This window comes from Peribacillus sp. BM1 (assembly GCF_056679975.1).
In genome coordinates this window covers 2615626-2632615 of sequence record NZ_CM155259.1, presented here as the reverse complement: position 1 = coordinate 2632615, position 16990 = coordinate 2615626, and the positions used below count along the sequence as shown (strand labels likewise).

Below are 16990 nucleotides of genomic sequence, written 5' to 3'. Positions count from 1 at the left end.
TCTTTTGTTGGAAACAGGACATTATTACAGGATAGCATCCTGTAATAATGTCCTGAGTTTGTAAATCGCCTTTGAGTGAATCTGCGAAATTCTTGATGTTGATAAACTCATTATTTTACCAATTTCCGTTAGCGTTAACTCTTCTTTATAAAAAAGCTGTAATACAAGCTGTTCTTTTTCATTTAAAGTTTCAATTACTTTGGCTAGTTCTTTGTATAATTCTTTTTTCATCAATTGCTCTTCTGGCATTAGAATCATGTCATCTTTAATATGATGACTCGGACCTTCTTTATCTTCCTGATCTTGCGGGTTTTCATCCATTGATAATACATTTGCAAAAAAATTCTCATTCATCGCTGTATATACTTCTTCTTCAGAAACATTTAACTCTTCAGCAATTTCTTTCGCGCCAATTTTCCTCATATGTTTCTGTTCTAATTTTTCAACTGCTACTTCAATTTTTTTGGTCTTTTCTCTTACACTCCGAGGAAGCCAATCTTCTTTGCGTAGACCATCTAAGATAGCACCGCGAATTCGGAATGAAGCATAGGTGTCAAATTTTAAATCCCGGTTAGGTTCGAAGCGTTCTAGTGCATCAAACAACCCCATCATCCCAAGGCTTCTTACATCACCCCTGCTTACGCTCTTAGGCAAATTAACTGAAATTCTTTGGACATGAAAGGATACAAGCGGTATGTACCTTTTCACTAGCATATCACCTGCTTTTGGATCTTTGTTTTCAATCCAATATTTCCAATATAACCGCTCTTCCTCGGTTGTCAGTTGAGACACGAGACCTCCTCCTAACGCTATAAAGTGAAACTTCCATCAGTGGGGTTTCTGTTCATCCCCCCACTGTAGGTTCGTCCCGTTTTCTACTGTCGCTAATACATCCGCTACGCTTCAATTTTGAATAAGCACTTAAAGTGTAAACGTATTACTTCTATACCTCTTTAGTTCCCTTATTTACCGTTCTAATATTGAGCAAACTTGTTTTTGGATTAAATTCGATTGTTCTACCGCTATTTCCGCCCACGTCTTCAGCCACGATTGGTATACGTAACGCCATTAATTCTTTTTTTACGGCTTCTACATTTCTTGGTCCGATCCTCATTAAATCTGTACCTGAAGAAAACTGAAACATTTGCGATCCACCAGCAATCTTTGCCTTAAGTTTTCTTATTGATGCTCCATCTCGAACAATTCTCTCCACTAATTCTTTTATTGCTGTATCTGCATATTTTGCCTGATTGATTTGACCCATTTTTGATAAAGTAGAATCCGGAAGCATGACATGTGCCATACCCGCGATTTCTTTTGATTGATCATAAACAACTACACCTACACATGACCCAAGACCTGAAGTACGTATAAGAGCCGGAGATTGAACAATATTCATATCAGCAATGCCTACTTTGACAATATTGGATACTTCAACCATGTAAAGGTACTCCCAATGAAGTAAAAACAACTTCATAGGCATCAGGATCTAATAGAAAAAAGAAATGTCCGTTAATGAAAGTTGAACTTTCTACATCTTCGCCAATCTCGGTCTCAACCACAATAACAAAGTCACTTACCTGAGAGAATTCAATCAATCCAGCGCTGATTGTAGCACCGACCATATCAATACATAAAGCAGGAACAGATGGATAAAAGCTTAATTTCGTAAAATCAGATAGAGAGGATAAATAAGAGCCTGAAAGAATATTTCCTAACTCTGATAAGGCAGAAAGTGCTAATTCAGAATAGGGAAGATGATCAAATGAGAACGCTTCTGTTCCCGTCATTTGTTCACTAAAGCGAGCGGCCTGCTCTAAAGGTAATAGAAAGAACATATTGCCCTGTACATCCCCTTCAATTCTTAGAAAGACGCTCGCAACAACAGTTTCTGGTCCACCAGCAAGTTCAATCATTTCATTAAATGATAGAATTCTCACACGCGGAACATTCATATTTACTTTCCTACCAAGAATCGTGGATAGAGAGGTAGCAGCATGACCTGCCCCGATATTCCCAATTTCTTTTAAGATATCCAAATGAACGGTGGTAATTTTATCAATATAGGACATCGTCTTATGCTTCTTTAACAACTGAATCTTTTACTTCATCTTGATTAAGGATTTGATCAAGATGAAGCAAGGTTAATAGTCTTTTTTCAATCTTCGCAACACCGCTAATATATTCCGTTGCTACATTTCCAATAACGTCGGGCTGAGGTTCTATACTTGTCTCTGGAATATCCAGCACATCGTTTGCAGAATCAACAATCAAACCCGCTTCCATATTGTCCAATGTCACAATAATGATTCTTGTTCGATCATCATACTCAACCTTTTCTATTTCAAAACGAGCCCGTAAATCAATGATAGGTGTAATCACACCCCGAAGATTGATTACTCCTTTTACAAATGGTAATGATCTTGGAACACGGGTAATATGCATCATTTTTTCAATTCCACGAACTTTGGAGACAGGTATCACATATTCTTTATCTTTAATTTGAAAAACGATCACTTTTACCATCTCTGAAATGACAATTTCCTCCATATTAGAACCTCCTAAAATTATATGTACTCAAGTAAAAAAGCATATCAAGACCGTTCAAAAGTTTTCATTTAATCACATTTGCGTGAATCTATTATTTTAATTCATCGTCAAAACTTCATGAAAATATGTATGATGATTCTGGACATACTCATAAGAACAAGTCATTTCTGGAAAAAACACTTGATTACTGGCCTTCTTTTTCACTTAATTAAAGCGTTACAATCAATAATTAAAGCGACTTGACCATCACCTAAAATAGTAGCTCCAGATATCGCAAAAGCAGAGGACAAATAGTTACCGAGAGATTTTAAAACAATTTCTTGTTGTCCAATAAATGAATCGACAACTAATCCAGCCATTTTATCACCTTTTCTAACAATGATGACTGAATAATATTCATCTTCTTCGATCGTTTCAGGAACCTCAAATATTTCTTTTAGGAAGATTAATGGTAATACCTTGCCTCTAAAATCAATTACTTGTTGATTGTGACCATTCATGATATCCGTTTTATTAATAATTGCGGTTTCAATAATTGATGAAAGCGGAATTGCATATTTCTCCTGTTGAATTTCAACGAGCATAACAGAAATAATCGACAATGTAAGTGGTAATTGAATGAGAAAATCTGATCCTTTCCCTTCATTAGAATCAATGGAAACCACACCGCCAAGAGCTTCAATCGTACTTTTTACCACATCCAAACCTACCCCTCGTCCGGATACGTCTGATATTTGGTCTGCTGTAGAGAAACCAGAAGCGAATATCAATTCATATACTTGTTTATCAGTAAGAGTTGCAGCAAGTTGTTCCGTAATTACTTGGTTTGCAATGGCTTTTTTCAATACTTTTCCCCGGTTAATCCCTGCACCATCATCCTTCAGTTCGATGAAAACATGGTTTCCACTATGATAAGCTTTTAACATGACGGTACCTTCTTCAGGTTTGCCATTCGCTTTTCGCACCTCTGGCATCTCAATTCCATGATCAAGTGCATTGCGGAGTAAATGGACAATTGGATCACCAATTTCATCAATGACGGTTCGATCTAATTCGGTTTCTGCACCATAAATTTCTAAAGATACTTTTTTATGAAGATCTCGTGTTAATGTACGAACCATTTTCGGGAAGCGATTAAAGACCGTTTCGACCGGGACCATCCTCATATTTAAGATTATATTTTGAAGATCTCCCGTTACTCTTGACATTCTCTCAACCGTTTCGTCTAACTCCGTACTTTCTAATTCCTTCGAGATTTGTTCTAATCTTCCCCGATCAATTACTAGCTCTTCAAAAAGATTCATGAGCACATCGAGACGATCTATATTAACCCTGATTGTTTTATTATGCTGTTTGCTAGCAGGGTGATTCGTTTTTTCATCTTTGGTGGAGGCTAGTGGTACAACAGGTTCATTATTGCTTTTTTGATTCTCTTTATTCATAATCAATTTATGATCATCTACTTCGTTCAAAGCCAATCTCAGTTCAGACAACTCTAATTGACTGACAATGACTTCGTCGACCTCGGAAACTTTCATAATTTTCTTTTGAAGAGCTTCCACAGACTCTTTCGACACGACGGTTACACAAAAGGAATGATCAAATTGTTCCTCTTCAAGTTTATCAACAGATGGATTCGATTTTATGACTTCTCCGAGTTTCTCTAATACTTCGAATACCATAAACACGCGAGCGCCTTTTAAAAGACAATCCTCACGCAAACTCACTTTTATTTCATAACTTTCAAAACCTTGTTCCTTTGATTGCTGTATAACAGTCAGCTCAAATTCATCATAGACGCTTTTTTCAATAGACTCACGTATCGGCAGTTCAACCGCAGCAGCTACTTCAGCTGTACCGATTGAAAGTAGGGATTCCCCATTCTCAATCATCTCTAACTTAGCCACAACTTCACTTACATCCCTTTTTCCATTTCCGCCTTCCGCAATGTTCATGACCATTGCTTCTAAATCGTCAACAGCTAAAAAAATCACATCGAATATTTCAGAAGATAGCTGAATTTTTCCGTTACGAATATCATCTAAGATATTTTCCATTTTGTGCGTTAAATTGGCTAAATCTTCATATCCCATCGTTGCTGACATTCCTTTTAACGTATGCGCAGATCGAAAGATTTCGTTCACAATTCCTAAATCTTGAGGATGTTTTTCGAGCTCTAGCAACTGTTCACTACAAGTTTGAAGATGTTCCTTACTTTCCTCGATAAATACCTCTAAATATTGATTAAGATCCATAGTAATCCGCCTTTCTTATTAGCAATAATTCACAATCGCTTTTGCAATGTCTTCCACATCAGCTATTTTATTAATTACATTCGTTGCAATTGCCGCTTTAGGCATCCCGAAAACAATCGATGTTTTCTCTGATTCAGCAATTGCGGATAGTTTACCTGATTTACTGAGCGCGATTAGACCATTGGCACCATCCATACCCATTCCTGTCATAACAACCGCTACCTTCTCAAAATCATTGATCTGGCTCACCGATTCAAATAATACGTCAACCGAAGGGCGATGCCCATTTCTCAAAGGAGATTGATCCACATGGATTGCCAAACTAGTTCCAACTTTTTTTATTTTTAAATGGTAGCCTCCTTGTGCAATATAGGCGGTTCCTTTTTTTAAAATCTCTCCATCCTCTGCCTCCTTGACGGTAATTTCCGATAACGTGTTAAGACGATTTGCGAGTGATTTTGTAAAACTAGGAGGCATATGCTGTACAACTAAAATCGGCGCCTCAATATTTGGGGGCAGTTGTGTTAAAACGGTTTGCAATGCTCTAGGTCCACCAGTTGAAGTCCCAATTACAATAATTTTTTTCTCAATTGGCGCCTTTTCGCTTATTTGCGGACTCAAATTACGATCGCGAACTAGTTCTATTTTACTATAATTATCAGCATTTCCTTGGATATTTTCAATATTTAAGGTATTTTTTTGTAACTTCGATACATTTGCTTTACTTGCAGCGACAATTTTATTAATTAAATCTGTTTTAATTTTATATAAATCCAGTGAGATAGCACCTGATGGCTTTGCAATAAAATCAATAGCACCCATCTCCATTGCATTTAACGTATTTTCAGCACCTTCTTTTGTCGTGCTAGAGAGCATAATCACAGCTGTTGGCGTCTGTTTCATGATGATTTGCAATGCGCAAAGCCCGTCCATAATTGGCATCTCAACATCTAATGTGATAACATCTGGTTTTTCTTTCTCGATTTTATTAATAGCATCCCGGCCATTTCTTGCTGTTCCGATTACTTCAATCCTGCTATCTTCTGCTAAAAATTCACTAATAAGTTTTCTCATAAACGCAGAATCGTCGACGATTAATACTTTAATTTTGCTCATGTTAACAGCCTACCCTCCAAGAAAAAACCTTTTTAAATTTCCAAGAAAATGACTTTGCCTAAACATTATTTTTTCTGAGAAAGAATGATTTAAGTATCGAGAGGTAATATCTAACAACGCCATAGATATATTGGCACTTGGATCAAAAAGAATAAAAGGAATTTGCTTAGATACAGCTTGTATAACCGTTCGATCATCTGGAAGATATCCAAGTGGAATGATTTCCTTTTGTAGAAACTTTCTCATGACACTTTGTAATCGATTCATCGTTTCTTTGCCTTGCTGTTCTTCCGCTATCCGGTTACATATTACATGAAAGGGTATATCAGAACTTACTGAATTAATGTATTTCATGACTGAATAAGCATCTGTTATGGAAGTGGGCTCTGGAGTCGTTATCACGATTAACTCGTCAACACACAATAGCAATTTAGCCGTATCTTCATTAATCCCTGCACCCATATCAAAGAGAATCAAGTCATACTCATGAAGTAACTCATTAAACTGTTCGATAAACCGATTAAATAGCTCGTCATCTAAAGAAAATAATTTCGTTAATCCAGTTCCACCTGCAATAATTGAAATATTGTCCGGTCCTGATGAAATCGTTTCTTTAATTGTTAGATTGCCATGAAAGAAATCCATAATACTATTCGGGGAGTGATGTCCAAATAATATATCAATATTCCCCATTCCTATATCCATATCGAAAAGCAGCACTCGTTTACCACGTTTCGCTAAATTTATGGCGAAGTTTAACGAAAAGTTCGACTTTCCCACACCGCCTTTTCCGCTTATCACTGCAATCGTTTTGGAAGCTTGCGAATGTTCATGTTTTTCAATAAATTTTCGTAAGTTTTCAGCTTGATCACGCATAGTTTTTTTCTCCAAGAACCATTTGCACCAATAATTGCGGATTAGCCATTTCAATATCATCTGGTACATTCTGACCATTTGTTACATAAGCTACACCCATTTCATTTTTGATAGTGAAATTCACCATCGCACCATAAGTGGATGTTTCATCTGCTTTCGTAAAAATAACTTGTTTAATGGGTATCATTGAAAACTGTCGATATATGTCTTCCATATCCTTTTGTTTTGATGTTAACGATAGGACAAGATACGTTTCCATATCAACCGAGAAATCAATAATATTCTGAAGGTCTCGAACATAATCTGCATTGCGAAAGTTTCGTCCTGCCGTATCAATGAAGACTATATCATAATGGGAAAAACGTTCGATTGCTTTTTGAAAGTCTTCCAGATTGTATGCTACTTCAATTGGTACATTCAGAATCTTAGCATAGGTTTTCAATTGGTCGATTGCTGCAATTCTGTATGTATCTGTCGTAATAAATGCAACTCTTTTATTTTGCTTTAACATACACAATGCGGCTGCTTTCGCGAGAGTTGTCGTCTTTCCTACTCCTGTTGGACCGACAATATTCAGATATTTTTTTTCTGCATGAAATCCCCAATCTTTAACGGTTGAAAACTGATTTGATAGCTCTGCTTTAACTTGATTCGAGAATTCTTCTTCAGAACTCCCCCCATGACTCTGAGACCAATTTGCTAGTAGTTGATCCATAACATCTCTTTGAATCGTTTGATCAATTTCCTGTTCAACAAATAATTGGTAAACGGAATGGATTGGTTCCGGATATGTCTTGTCCGGACGCTGCTTCAATTCTTTAATCATCGTTTTCAAATCTTCCAATTCTTTCATTACTTCGGTAGATGTTTGCATAGGTTCTAACTTTTGCTTCGTTAATGCCTCAATCGGTTTCTTATCTTTAGGGACTGTTTTCATAGCATTTAATGGAACCTTTTTTAGCTTTTGCTTCGTGACTGCTTGTTCAGGTTTGACTTGCGGATCAACTGCAGCAAAGACTTCAATGCTTCTTTTCTTAAACATCCCTAAAAAACCACCGGTGAAAATGGGCTTGGAGCTCAAAATAACAGCATCATTTCCTAATTCATCACGAACCATCTTTATCGCCTCTGTCATAGACTCGGCTTGATATCTTTTTACATTCAATCCACATTCACCACCCCAACGCTTTGTACCTCTACATTAGATTCCAGCTCATTATAAGAAAGGATTGGCACTTTTGGGAAATACCTTTCCGTTAATTGTCTTACATACATTCTGACTGCAGGTGAACAAAGAACAATTGGTGTTTGTTCCATTAATGTCAATTCTTCTAATTTCGAAGCAGTTGATTCTAAAATGGCTTGTGAATCATTTGGATCAAGCGATAAGAAATTTCCATGTTCTGTTTGCTGCACACCATCTGCAATAAGCTTTTCAATTCTTCCCGAAAGCGTAATAACTTTTAAACTCTCACCGGGAATCGTAAACGTACTCGTTATTTGCCTTGCAAGATTTTGTCTTACATACTCAGTCAGCAAATCAGTATCAGAAGTAATCCTTCCATAATCAGCTAATGTTTCAAAAATAATCGGCAGGTTGCGAATCGACACCTTTTCACGAAGCAACTTAGCTAGTACTTTTTGCACATCACCTATGGTTAATGGGCTTGGTGTCACTTCATCCACCAGGATAGGAGCAGTATCGTGCAAATGATCAATTAACTGTTTTGTTTCCTGTCTGCCAAGAAGCTCATGTGCATTCGTTTTAATCACTTCGGTAATGTGCGTTGAAACAACACTTGGTGGATCAACGACTGTATAGCCCATTATTTCTGCATGTTCCTTCATATCCTCTGAAATCCATTTAGCAGGCAATCCGAATGAAGGCTCTACTGTATCAATGCCTTCAATCGAATCATCTTCAATTCCGGGGCTCATAGCTAAATAATGATCGAGTAAAAGCTCGCCCCTAGCCATTTCATTTCCTTTTATCTTTAATCGATATTCATTTGGATTCAATTGTATATTATCCCTAATTCGAACGACCGGAATAACGAGCCCCATTTCTATCGCTAGCTGCCTTCTAATCATGACCACACGATCAAGAAGATCACCGCCTTGATTCGTATCTGCAAGCGGAATTAAGCCATATCCAAATTCAAATTCAATTGGATCAACACTTAGTAAACTGACAACACTTTCAGGGCTCTTCATTTCATCTGCTTGCATTTCTTCTTCTGATTCTTGGAACTCCACATCATCTTTTTTAGGAGTTTGTGATATTTTATATCCACCGAATGCGAATAATGCAGCTAATGGAATTGTTAATAAGTCAGGTATTGGTGTAAATAAACCGAGTAAAAACATCGTACCAGCTGTAACATATAACAGGCTAGGATAAGCAAATAGTTGCGACATGATATCCGAACTTAAATTTCCAGTAGATGCTGCTCTTGTCACCACTATACCAGTAGCTGTTGATATCATAAGTGCCGGAATTTGACTGACCAAGCCGTCACCAACTGTAAGCATGGAAAAATGAGTGGCTGCTTCTCCAAATGCTAAACCTAGTTGTACAACTCCAATCAAAATTCCAAAGACAAGGTTGATAATTACCATTATGATTCCAGCAATCGCATCACCTTTTACAAATTTGCTTGCACCATCCATCGAGCCGTAAAAATCCGCTTCCCTACCTACTTTTTCACGTCTCTCCCTAGCTTCTATTTCAGAAATCATGCCAGCGTTCAAGTCGGCGTCAATACTCATTTGTTTACCTGGCATTGCATCTAATGTAAATCTCGCTGCCACCTCAGATACACGCTCTGAACCTTTAGTAATAACTAGAAAATTAATAATAACTAGAATCATGAAAACAACAAGACCTACTAAGACATTGCCTCCGACTACAAACGTTCCAAATGTTTCAACGACACCACCTGCTTCCCCATGTGACAAAATAGCCCTTGTTGTTGATACATTCAACCCTAATCTAAACAGTGTCAAAATCAATAATAATGACGGGAATATTGAAAATTCCAGTGCTTCCTTCATGTTCATTGCCATAAGCAAAACCATCAAAGCAAGTGCTATATTCACTAATATTAAGACACTTAATAACCAGGTTGGCAACGGTATAATCAGCATGGCCACAATCATTATGACTCCTACTAATACCGGTAAATCTCTTGCAGACATATTATTCTCTCCTATCGGAAAAGCGTAAGCGCCTTTTAAGATGAACGCTGCCAGATGGCAGAATCACTTGACACCTAAATCCATTACATGACTTAAATTTTCCCCTTTGTCTTATAAACAAAAGCAAGTATTTCCGCGACCGCTTTAAAGAACTCTTCAGGAATCGCTTGTCCAATCTCTGCTTGATCATAAAGAGCCCTTGCCAACGGTCGATTTTCAACCAGCACTACCTCATTTTCTTTTGCAATATATTTAATCTTTTGTGCGACAAAGTCTACTCCCATCGCAATCACATAAGGTGCATCAGATTTTTGATTATCGTATTTTAAGGCGATTGCATAGTGTGTTGGGTTTGTAATCACTACATCTGCCTTAGGTACTTCTTGCATCATGCGTTGCATCGCCATTTCACGCTGTTTTTGTTTAATTTTAGATTTAATAAGCGGGTCGCCTTCTATATTTTTATATTCATCCTTAATATCTTGTTTAGACATCCGGATGTTTTTTTCATAGTCATATTTCTGATAAAGATAGTCTAATAGCGATAAAACCAATAAGGCAATACTCGCATAAATACCAACCTTCACCGTAATACCAGCTAAAGTTGTCATGGCATTCCCTATTGACTTTTTTGACAACACCATAATTTCATCCATTCTCTGCCAAATAACAAAAAATGTGACTAAGCCTACGACTGATATTTTTAATATTGATTTTAGTAATTCGACAATTGCCCGAATTGAAAATATACGTTTAAATCCTTTAATTGGATCTAATTTTTCAAGTTTTAGCTGAATCGTTTCTGTAGAAAACATAAATCCTATTTGCATATAATTTGCTGCTACACCTGCGATTAAAGCGGCTGCCAGTATAGGAGCTAAGATGAGTCCCATTTCTTTTAAAACTTCTATCAATAATAATGGAGCATTTTCTTCAGTAACTTGCACAAGCATCGAATTTTGGAAGAATTCAATAAGCAAGTTGGATATTTCCCCCAACATAAAAGGACCAATGAAAAGTAAAAGTAGAAATACCGCAAGCAAGTTTATCGCCGTATTAACATCCTGACTTTTCGCAACTTGTCCTTTTTTCCGTGAATCCTGCTTTTTTTTAGGAGTGGCCCTTTCTGTTTTCTCTCCAGCAAAAAACTGTAAGTCCAGACGCAGTCCATTCATACTAGGCCCCTCCTATCAACTGCATCAAACCTCTCATAATGACAAGTAAATATTCAAACAAATGTTGAACAACGACCATCATCATGCCCATTACAATCATTAGTACAAGAAAACTAACAAGCATTTTCAAAGGAATTCCAACAACGAAGATATTTAACTGTGGCACTGTTCTTGCAACGATACCGAGGCCGATATCAACCAAAAACAAACTTCCGACAACAGGAATCGACATTTGTAAAGCAATAAGAAACATCTGGCTAAATGCCTTGATAATAAATTCTATCAAGTTTTCATTACCAAATGGAATGATTACCTGATCAATCGGGATAAATTGATAGCTATAATAAATGCCATCCAAAAGAAGATGGTGGCCATTCGTTACCAATAAAAATAATAACGATATCGTGTATAAATATTGCCCTGTTAACGGACTTTGTGCCCCAGTTTGAGGATCGATTACATTCGCAATAGCAAAACCCATCTGAAAATCGATAAACCCTCCAGCAATTTGAATTGCTGCCATAATCATATAAGCGACAAGTCCAATCGCTAATCCAATGATTACTTCTTTCAGAATTAGAAGCATATATGTACCATCAATCACTAGAATGGGTGAATCGATGGTATAGTACATAATCCAAGCTAGAAAAAAACTGATCCCTATTCGGAATGTGGTCGGCAACGTACGGTGTGAAAAAATAGGCATGGTTACAAAAAAAGCTGTAACGCGTACTAAAACTAATAAAAAAGCTGGGAAATGCGGCAATAATTCTTGCATCATTTAACCTACAAATCTACTTAAATTATTGAATATTTCACTTGTATATGATAATAAATGACTTAACATCCATGGCGCTAAAAACACAAGCCCCAACAATACAGCAACGATTTTGGGTACAAAAGCTAGTGTTTGTTCTTGAATTTGCGTTGTCGCTTGAAAAATACTTACAGCCAGACCAATTCCAAGCGCAATCAAAAGCAAAGGTCCACAAACAATTAATACCGTATAAATTCCTTGTTCAGCTACTTTTACAACAAAATCTTCGTTCATTACCTCACCTACTTAGAAACTTTGTAATAATGATTTCACGACTAAATACCATCCATCTACCAAGACAAATAAGAGGATCTTGAAGGGGAGTGAAATCATGACCGGCGGCAGCATCATCATTCCCATGGACATAAGAATACTCGCAACAATCATATCAATAACTAAAAAAGGAATAAAAATCATGAAGCCAATTTGAAAGGCCGTCTTCATTTCACTAATCGCATAGGCCGGAACAAGCGCTGTTAGTGGAATATCTTGTATCGTTTCAGGTTTATCTACCCCTGCATAATCTAAGAATAATGCGAGATCCTTTTGTCGTGTATGTGCACTCATAAACTCTTTAAATGGACTAGCCGCAAGGTCATACGCTTCTTCTAAATTAATTTCTTCCGCAAACAAAGGAGTTAATGCAACCTCATTCACTTCCTGGAATGTAGGAGCCATTATGAAAAATGTCATGAATAAAGCAAGTCCAATAAGAACTTGGTTTGGAGGCATTTGTTGAGTAGCTAGAGCTGTTCGGACGAAGCTTAAAACGATCACAATTCTTGCAAAACAAGTCATTAAAATTAGGATACTCGGAGCAAGAGATAAGACAGTGAGCAAAAGAATGAGTCTTATTGAAGTTGAGACACTTGCTGGATCACCGCTATTGAATAGCTGCATAAATTCATTCATTCAAGTCTCTCTCCTTTTTATCCAGCTCACTCAATACTTTTTTTCTTGTTTTAGCTATCTCTTTAAGCTGCGTGCTTAATTGAGATGAAAAATTATGACTTTTGTTTTCTTTTTGCCCCCATTTTTCTTTCATTTTGGCTACTATATCTCTTGGAACCATCATATTATCCATTTTCTCATTATGATTGTTAATGACTTCTTCATATTCCTGTTGATTTTCAATCTCTTTTAACAGAGATATATTTTCGCCAACACCTACAACAAGGATTCGCCTACCCACTTTTACAATCTGCACAGAGCGATTAGATCCTAGACTAGTACCGCCGAGGTTTTCAACAAAATTAGCTTTCTGAAAGGCTTTATTTCTTTTATTCATAAACCAAAGTAATCCGTAGAGTAAAATTACAACAAAAATAATAGCAGTAGCTACTCGAACAAAGTCTAAAATTGAAAGCTCCTTACTTGGGGAGCTTTCAACTTTTGCATCGTCCTTTTGTTTGACAGCTTTCTCTGCTTCTTTTGTATCATTTGGTTTCTCAAGGCTACTATAAGCATCTTTTACGGTTTGATTAGTCAGATCTTCTGCAAAAATTTGCCCCTGAAAACTTATCATCCCGAAAACAATTATTATTAGGATAGTAATCCATTTTTTAACAGAAAACAAAATGACACCCTCTTATTTTTTAGCTTAATGTTTTATTAATTGCTTCAAGTACACGATCTGCTTGGAATGGTTTTACAATGAAATCCCGTGCACCAGCCTGAATGGCATCAATGACCATTGCTTGTTGTCCCATAGCAGAACACATAATTACTTTTGCTGCAGGGTTAATCGCTTTAATTTCTTTTAAGGCTGTAATTCCATCCATTTCAGGCATTGTAATATCCATTGTGACAAGATCAGGCTGTAACTCGCGGTATTTCTCAACTGCTTGCGCCCCATCCGCTGCTTCTCCAACGATCTCAAAACCATTTTTCGACAATATGTCTTTAATCATCATTCTCATAAATGCTGCATCATCAACAATCAAAATTCTGTGAGCCATAATTCAATTTCCTCCAATTTATCTGAGTTTTTTTAGTCGGTCCGATTGACTGACAATATCAGTCACTCGAACTCCAAAGTTTTCATCAATTACAACTACTTCACCTTGAGCTATTAACCGGTTATTCACCAAAATATCCACTGGTTCCCCTGCTAGTTTATCAAGCTCGACAATCGATCCTGATGATAGTTCCAAAATTTCTTTAATTGAGCGTTTTGTTCTACCAAGCTCAACCGTTACCTGAAGTGGAATATCCAATAGCATATCTAAATTTTTAGCTTCTGATTCTTGCATTTGATAGGTTTGAAAGCTAGTAAAACTAGCAGGTTGTACATTTACTGGTTGTGCATGAGATCCTGATCCTAAATGCTGTGGACCCGATTGTTGTGGAACATGATAGCTTGACGTCGGTACACTTCCTGGTTGCTGAGTTTGATCATTTGTATGTTCAGAATAATACTCTTGTTCAACTGGTTCTTTTGCATGATTCGTTTGCGTAACTTCCTCCTGATAAGCATTTGAATCAGGAATTGACTGAGCTGGGTTTAATAATTCTGCAACTAATTCTTTAGCAAAGTTCAAAGGCAATAGCTGCATAATATTAGAATCTATTAAATTACCAACTAAAAGTCGAAAAGAAATTTTCACAATGAGATCGTCGTCAGGGATTGTGTCTTTGCCTTGTCCTTCAATAAAATTAATTAATTCTAGACTTGGCGGTGAAATATCCACTCTTTTACTAAACACAGTAGACATAGAAGTTGCTGCAGAACCCATCATCTGATTCATTGCTTCTTGAACTGCACTTAATTGGATCTCACCCAACATTTCAGGCGGGTTAATGCCTGTTCCACCGAGCATGAGATCCGCTATAATCGAGGCATCTCTTTGTTGAATAACAAGAAGGTTTCCTCCAGAAAAACCTTCTGTATAATTGACTTGAATGGCTACATATGGATGAGGGAATTCCTCTGCAAGTTTACTTTTTTCAATAATTGTAACTGCCGGTGTCGTAATATCAACTTTTTGATTTAACAAAGTAGACAGTGCAGTTGCCGAGCTACCGAACGAGATGTTCCCAATTTCCCCTAAAGCATCCTGCTCCATAGACGATAAATATTCATCAATTTGAGGTTCACTTTTCTGATCAAATTGATCATCTGTGCCTTTTAATAAAGCATCGATTTCGTCTTGTGAAAGCATTCCATCACCTACCATCTCAGTCCTCCTCCTTTATGTATTCAAGAATTTGAATGGCTAATTTTTTTCCTACTTTTCCTGGCTGAGCTACATATTTCGGCACTTCACCAATCTTAATACTCAATGGCTCTTCAATCGTCTTATTCAGTTGAATAACATCCCCGATATCGAGATTTAGAAAATCTTGAATTGATATGTCGGTCTCTCCTAATTCAGCTATTATCGGCAGCTCTCCATGTTTTATTCTTTCCTCTAGTACTTTAACCTCTTCTGGTAAACGTTCTTTCTTCTTATTCTGCATCCAATAATGAACGGAAAGCTTCGGGATAATTGGTTCCAATGTAACATGAGGAATACAAATATTAATCATTCCTGACGTTTCCCCGATTTGGGTATTAAGTGATATAACGACAACTGTCTCATTCGGAGAAACCATTTGCAAGAACTGCGGATTCACTTCGAAATCTGTTAAAACAGGTTCAATCTCCGATATACCTGCCCACGCCTCTTGAAAATTCTCAAAACCATTTTCAAATAGATTCGACATTATTCTTGTTTCGATTTCAGTCAAATTTTCCACTTTATTGACACTTACGCCTCTCCCCCCCAGTACCCGATCCATCATTGCATAAGCAATATGAGGATTGACTTCCATAATAATTCTTCCATCTAATGGAGGAACTTCAAAAACATTTAGTATGGTCATCTTCGAAATCGAGCGAATAAATTCTTCATAAGGAATTTGATCGGCAGAAGCAACAGAAATTTGCACATACGTTCTTAGTTGAGCGGAAAAATAGGTCGTTAGTAGGCGAGCAAAGTTTTCATGAACTCTTGTTAAACTCCTAATTTGATCCTTTGAAAAACGTAAAGCACGTTTGAAATCATATACCTTTACTTTTTTCTCAGATTCTTCTTTTTTTAATTCATCCGCATCCATTTCCCCTGTTGAAAGTGCCGAGAGAAGAGCGTCAATTTCATTTTGTGACAGTATTTCACCTGACAATTATTTCACCTCCAAAATTCCTCCTTCAAATTCGTACAATTCCTCGGAAGTTTACTTATTGAAGGATCGAGGAGGTTATATAAACCTGTACAATCTTTCCTTCTTGCATAATTTCATTCAGCTTCGCTTTCATACTTTCTTGGAACTGCTCTTTGCCAACTTTACTTCGCAACATGTCTGATTTTAATTCAGAAAGCTCGGTAATTAAAAGGTTTTTGACTTGAAAGTCTCTTTTTTCAAGCTCTTCTTTTGCTTTTTTATTATCTGTTTGAATCGTCAGCGTCATCCTAATAAAATCGCCATTAGCAAGATTCGTAGTAATCTCCGGAACATTAACCGAAGTCTTAATAATTTCATCAATATTAGGCTCTTTTTCTACATTAGCCTGATCATTTTTAAAATAAGCAATAGCTGCTACTGAGGCAACGCCTACCAACGTAATCGCAACGAGAATAATTAATATGATGGTCAAAAGCTTATTTTTCATATTCGGAACCATCCTCCTCTCTACGAATTCCGATTACATTGGCCAAACGGTAAAATTGAATAACTGAATGAATGATCTCTGCTTCTTTTTCCTTCACAACAAGTTTCTTCCCATTCGTCAGAGTAATCGTGGTATCTGGATGTGATTCTATGGTTTCTATGAATAAAGCATTGATTGTGTAGCTAGTACCATTTAACCTTGTCACTTTAATAATAATTTATAGAGGATGACTCTAAAGGGTCTGACCTCACTCTCCACATACAATTCACAGAGTTGTTTAACTGTTTTCCTACTGTAAATCGTAGATGCGTGGTCTAACCCTTTCTATTGAATCACCCTCCTCCCTCCCTTA

Annotated in this window: 18 protein-coding genes and 1 pseudogene; all 19 read right to left on the bottom strand. The window is 36.9% G+C overall.

Going from position 1 to position 16990, the window contains the following annotated elements:
* Positions 1–24 precede the first annotated feature (24 nt).
* On the bottom strand, positions 25–792 hold the full coding sequence (locus AC1MGI_RS12655) for a FliA/WhiG family RNA polymerase sigma factor (RefSeq protein ID WP_480345564.1): 768 nt from the start codon (positions 790–792) through the stop codon (positions 25–27).
* A gap of 151 nt (positions 793–943) precedes the next feature.
* Entirely contained in the window at positions 944–1441 is a 498-nt protein-coding gene (locus AC1MGI_RS12650; protein ID WP_480345563.1) for a chemotaxis protein CheD, read from the bottom strand.
* Positions 1434–2072, bottom strand: coding sequence for a chemotaxis protein CheC (locus AC1MGI_RS12645; RefSeq protein WP_480345562.1), 639 nt, complete (start codon positions 2070–2072; stop codon positions 1434–1436). The genes AC1MGI_RS12650 and AC1MGI_RS12645 overlap by 8 nt, the downstream gene beginning before the upstream one ends.
* Positions 2073–2076: 4 nt before the next feature.
* Complete coding sequence (locus AC1MGI_RS12640; protein ID WP_480345561.1) at positions 2077–2550, bottom strand: chemotaxis protein CheW; 474 nt, start codon at positions 2548–2550, stop codon at positions 2077–2079.
* A 200-nt stretch (positions 2551–2750) separates the two neighbouring features.
* The gene (locus AC1MGI_RS12635; RefSeq protein WP_480345560.1) at positions 2751–4805 is read right to left on the bottom strand and encodes a chemotaxis protein CheW; all 2055 of its coding nucleotides are present in this window, start codon (positions 4803–4805) and stop codon (positions 2751–2753) included.
* A gap of 18 nt (positions 4806–4823) precedes the next feature.
* Positions 4824–5921: a protein-glutamate methylesterase/protein-glutamine glutaminase gene (locus AC1MGI_RS12630; RefSeq protein ID WP_480345559.1), complete on the bottom strand. Its 1098-nt coding sequence runs from the start codon at positions 5919–5921 to the stop codon at positions 4824–4826.
* 9 nt (positions 5922–5930) lie between these two features.
* Positions 5931–6797: a MinD/ParA family protein gene (locus AC1MGI_RS12625; protein ID WP_480345558.1), complete on the bottom strand. Its 867-nt coding sequence runs from the start codon at positions 6795–6797 to the stop codon at positions 5931–5933.
* Complete coding sequence (gene flhF, locus AC1MGI_RS12620; RefSeq protein WP_480345557.1) at positions 6790–7962, bottom strand: flagellar biosynthesis GTPase FlhF; 1173 nt, start codon at positions 7960–7962, stop codon at positions 6790–6792. Before flhF ends, AC1MGI_RS12625 begins: the two co-directional genes overlap by 8 nt.
* Entirely contained in the window at positions 7959–9995 is a 2037-nt protein-coding gene (gene flhA, locus AC1MGI_RS12615; protein ID WP_480345556.1) for a flagellar biosynthesis protein FlhA, read from the bottom strand. Before flhA ends, flhF begins: the two co-directional genes overlap by 4 nt.
* 92 nt (positions 9996–10087) lie before the next feature.
* Positions 10088–11170 carry a flagellar biosynthesis protein FlhB gene (gene flhB / locus AC1MGI_RS12610; protein WP_480345555.1) on the bottom strand — a complete coding sequence of 361 codons (1083 nt, stop codon included), beginning with the start codon at positions 11168–11170 and terminating at the stop codon, positions 10088–10090.
* Position 11171: 1 nt separating this feature from the next.
* Positions 11172–11948 (bottom strand): flagellar biosynthetic protein FliR, encoded by a 777-nt coding sequence (gene fliR, locus AC1MGI_RS12605; protein ID WP_480349780.1) that lies wholly within the window; start codon positions 11946–11948, stop codon positions 11172–11174.
* A gap of 3 nt (positions 11949–11951) precedes the next feature.
* Positions 11952–12221: a flagellar biosynthesis protein FliQ gene (gene fliQ / locus AC1MGI_RS12600; protein WP_403073345.1), complete on the bottom strand. Its 270-nt coding sequence runs from the start codon at positions 12219–12221 to the stop codon at positions 11952–11954.
* 12 nt (positions 12222–12233) lie between these two features.
* Positions 12234–12899 (bottom strand): flagellar type III secretion system pore protein FliP, encoded by a 666-nt coding sequence (fliP, locus tag AC1MGI_RS12595; protein WP_403073343.1) that lies wholly within the window; start codon positions 12897–12899, stop codon positions 12234–12236.
* Positions 12892–13563, bottom strand: a complete 672-nt coding sequence (locus AC1MGI_RS12590; RefSeq protein ID WP_480345554.1) for a flagellar biosynthetic protein FliO — start codon at positions 13561–13563, stop codon at positions 12892–12894. Before AC1MGI_RS12590 ends, fliP begins: the two co-directional genes overlap by 8 nt.
* Positions 13564–13582: 19 nt before the next feature.
* Positions 13583–13945, bottom strand: coding sequence for a response regulator (locus AC1MGI_RS12585; protein ID WP_049680789.1), 363 nt, complete (start codon positions 13943–13945; stop codon positions 13583–13585).
* A gap of 18 nt (positions 13946–13963) precedes the next feature.
* Entirely contained in the window at positions 13964–15163 is a 1200-nt protein-coding gene (fliY, locus tag AC1MGI_RS12580; protein WP_480345553.1) for a flagellar motor switch phosphatase FliY, read from the bottom strand.
* Position 15164: 1 nt separating this feature from the next.
* Entirely contained in the window at positions 15165–16151 is a 987-nt protein-coding gene (fliM, locus tag AC1MGI_RS12575; RefSeq protein WP_480345552.1) for a flagellar motor switch protein FliM, read from the bottom strand.
* Positions 16152–16206: 55 nt separating this feature from the next.
* The gene (fliL, locus tag AC1MGI_RS12570) at positions 16207–16638 is read right to left on the bottom strand and encodes a flagellar basal body-associated protein FliL (protein WP_480345551.1); all 432 of its coding nucleotides are present in this window, start codon (positions 16636–16638) and stop codon (positions 16207–16209) included.
* 106 nt (positions 16639–16744) lie between these two features.
* Positions 16745–16843, bottom strand: a pseudogene (gene swrD / locus AC1MGI_RS12565) (swarming motility protein SwrD); the annotation flags it as partial.
* Positions 16844–16990: the final 147 nt, after the last annotated feature.

Coding starts and splice junctions, on each gene's coding strand:
- AC1MGI_RS12650 (WP_480345563.1), bottom strand. CDS start 1,441: ATGGTTGAAGTATCCAATATTGTCAAAGTAGGCATTGCTGATATGAAT.
- AC1MGI_RS12645 (WP_480345562.1), bottom strand. CDS start 2,072: ATGTCCTATATTGATAAAATTACCACCGTTCATTTGGATATCTTAAAA.
- AC1MGI_RS12640 (WP_480345561.1), bottom strand. CDS start 2,550: ATGGAGGAAATTGTCATTTCAGAGATGGTAAAAGTGATCGTTTTTCAA.
- AC1MGI_RS12635 (WP_480345560.1), bottom strand. CDS start 4,805: ATGGATCTTAATCAATATTTAGAGGTATTTATCGAGGAAAGTAAGGAA.
- AC1MGI_RS12630 (WP_480345559.1), bottom strand. CDS start 5,921: ATGAGCAAAATTAAAGTATTAATCGTCGACGATTCTGCGTTTATGAGA.
- AC1MGI_RS12625 (WP_480345558.1), bottom strand. CDS start 6,797: ATGCGTGATCAAGCTGAAAACTTACGAAAATTTATTGAAAAACATGAA.
- flhA (WP_480345556.1), bottom strand. CDS start 9,995: ATGTCTGCAAGAGATTTACCGGTATTAGTAGGAGTCATAATGATTGTG.
- flhB (WP_480345555.1), bottom strand. CDS start 11,170: ATGAATGGACTGCGTCTGGACTTACAGTTTTTTGCTGGAGAGAAAACA.
- fliR (WP_480349780.1), bottom strand. CDS start 11,948: ATGCAAGAATTATTGCCGCATTTCCCAGCTTTTTTATTAGTTTTAGTA.
- fliQ (WP_403073345.1), bottom strand. CDS start 12,221: ATGAACGAAGATTTTGTTGTAAAAGTAGCTGAACAAGGAATTTATACG.
- fliP (WP_403073343.1), bottom strand. CDS start 12,899: ATGAATGAATTTATGCAGCTATTCAATAGCGGTGATCCAGCAAGTGTC.
- AC1MGI_RS12585 (WP_049680789.1), bottom strand. CDS start 13,945: ATGGCTCACAGAATTTTGATTGTTGATGATGCAGCATTTATGAGAATG.
- fliY (WP_480345553.1), bottom strand. CDS start 15,163: ATGGTAGGTGATGGAATGCTTTCACAAGACGAAATCGATGCTTTATTA.
- fliL (WP_480345551.1), bottom strand. CDS start 16,638: ATGAAAAATAAGCTTTTGACCATCATATTAATTATTCTCGTTGCGATT.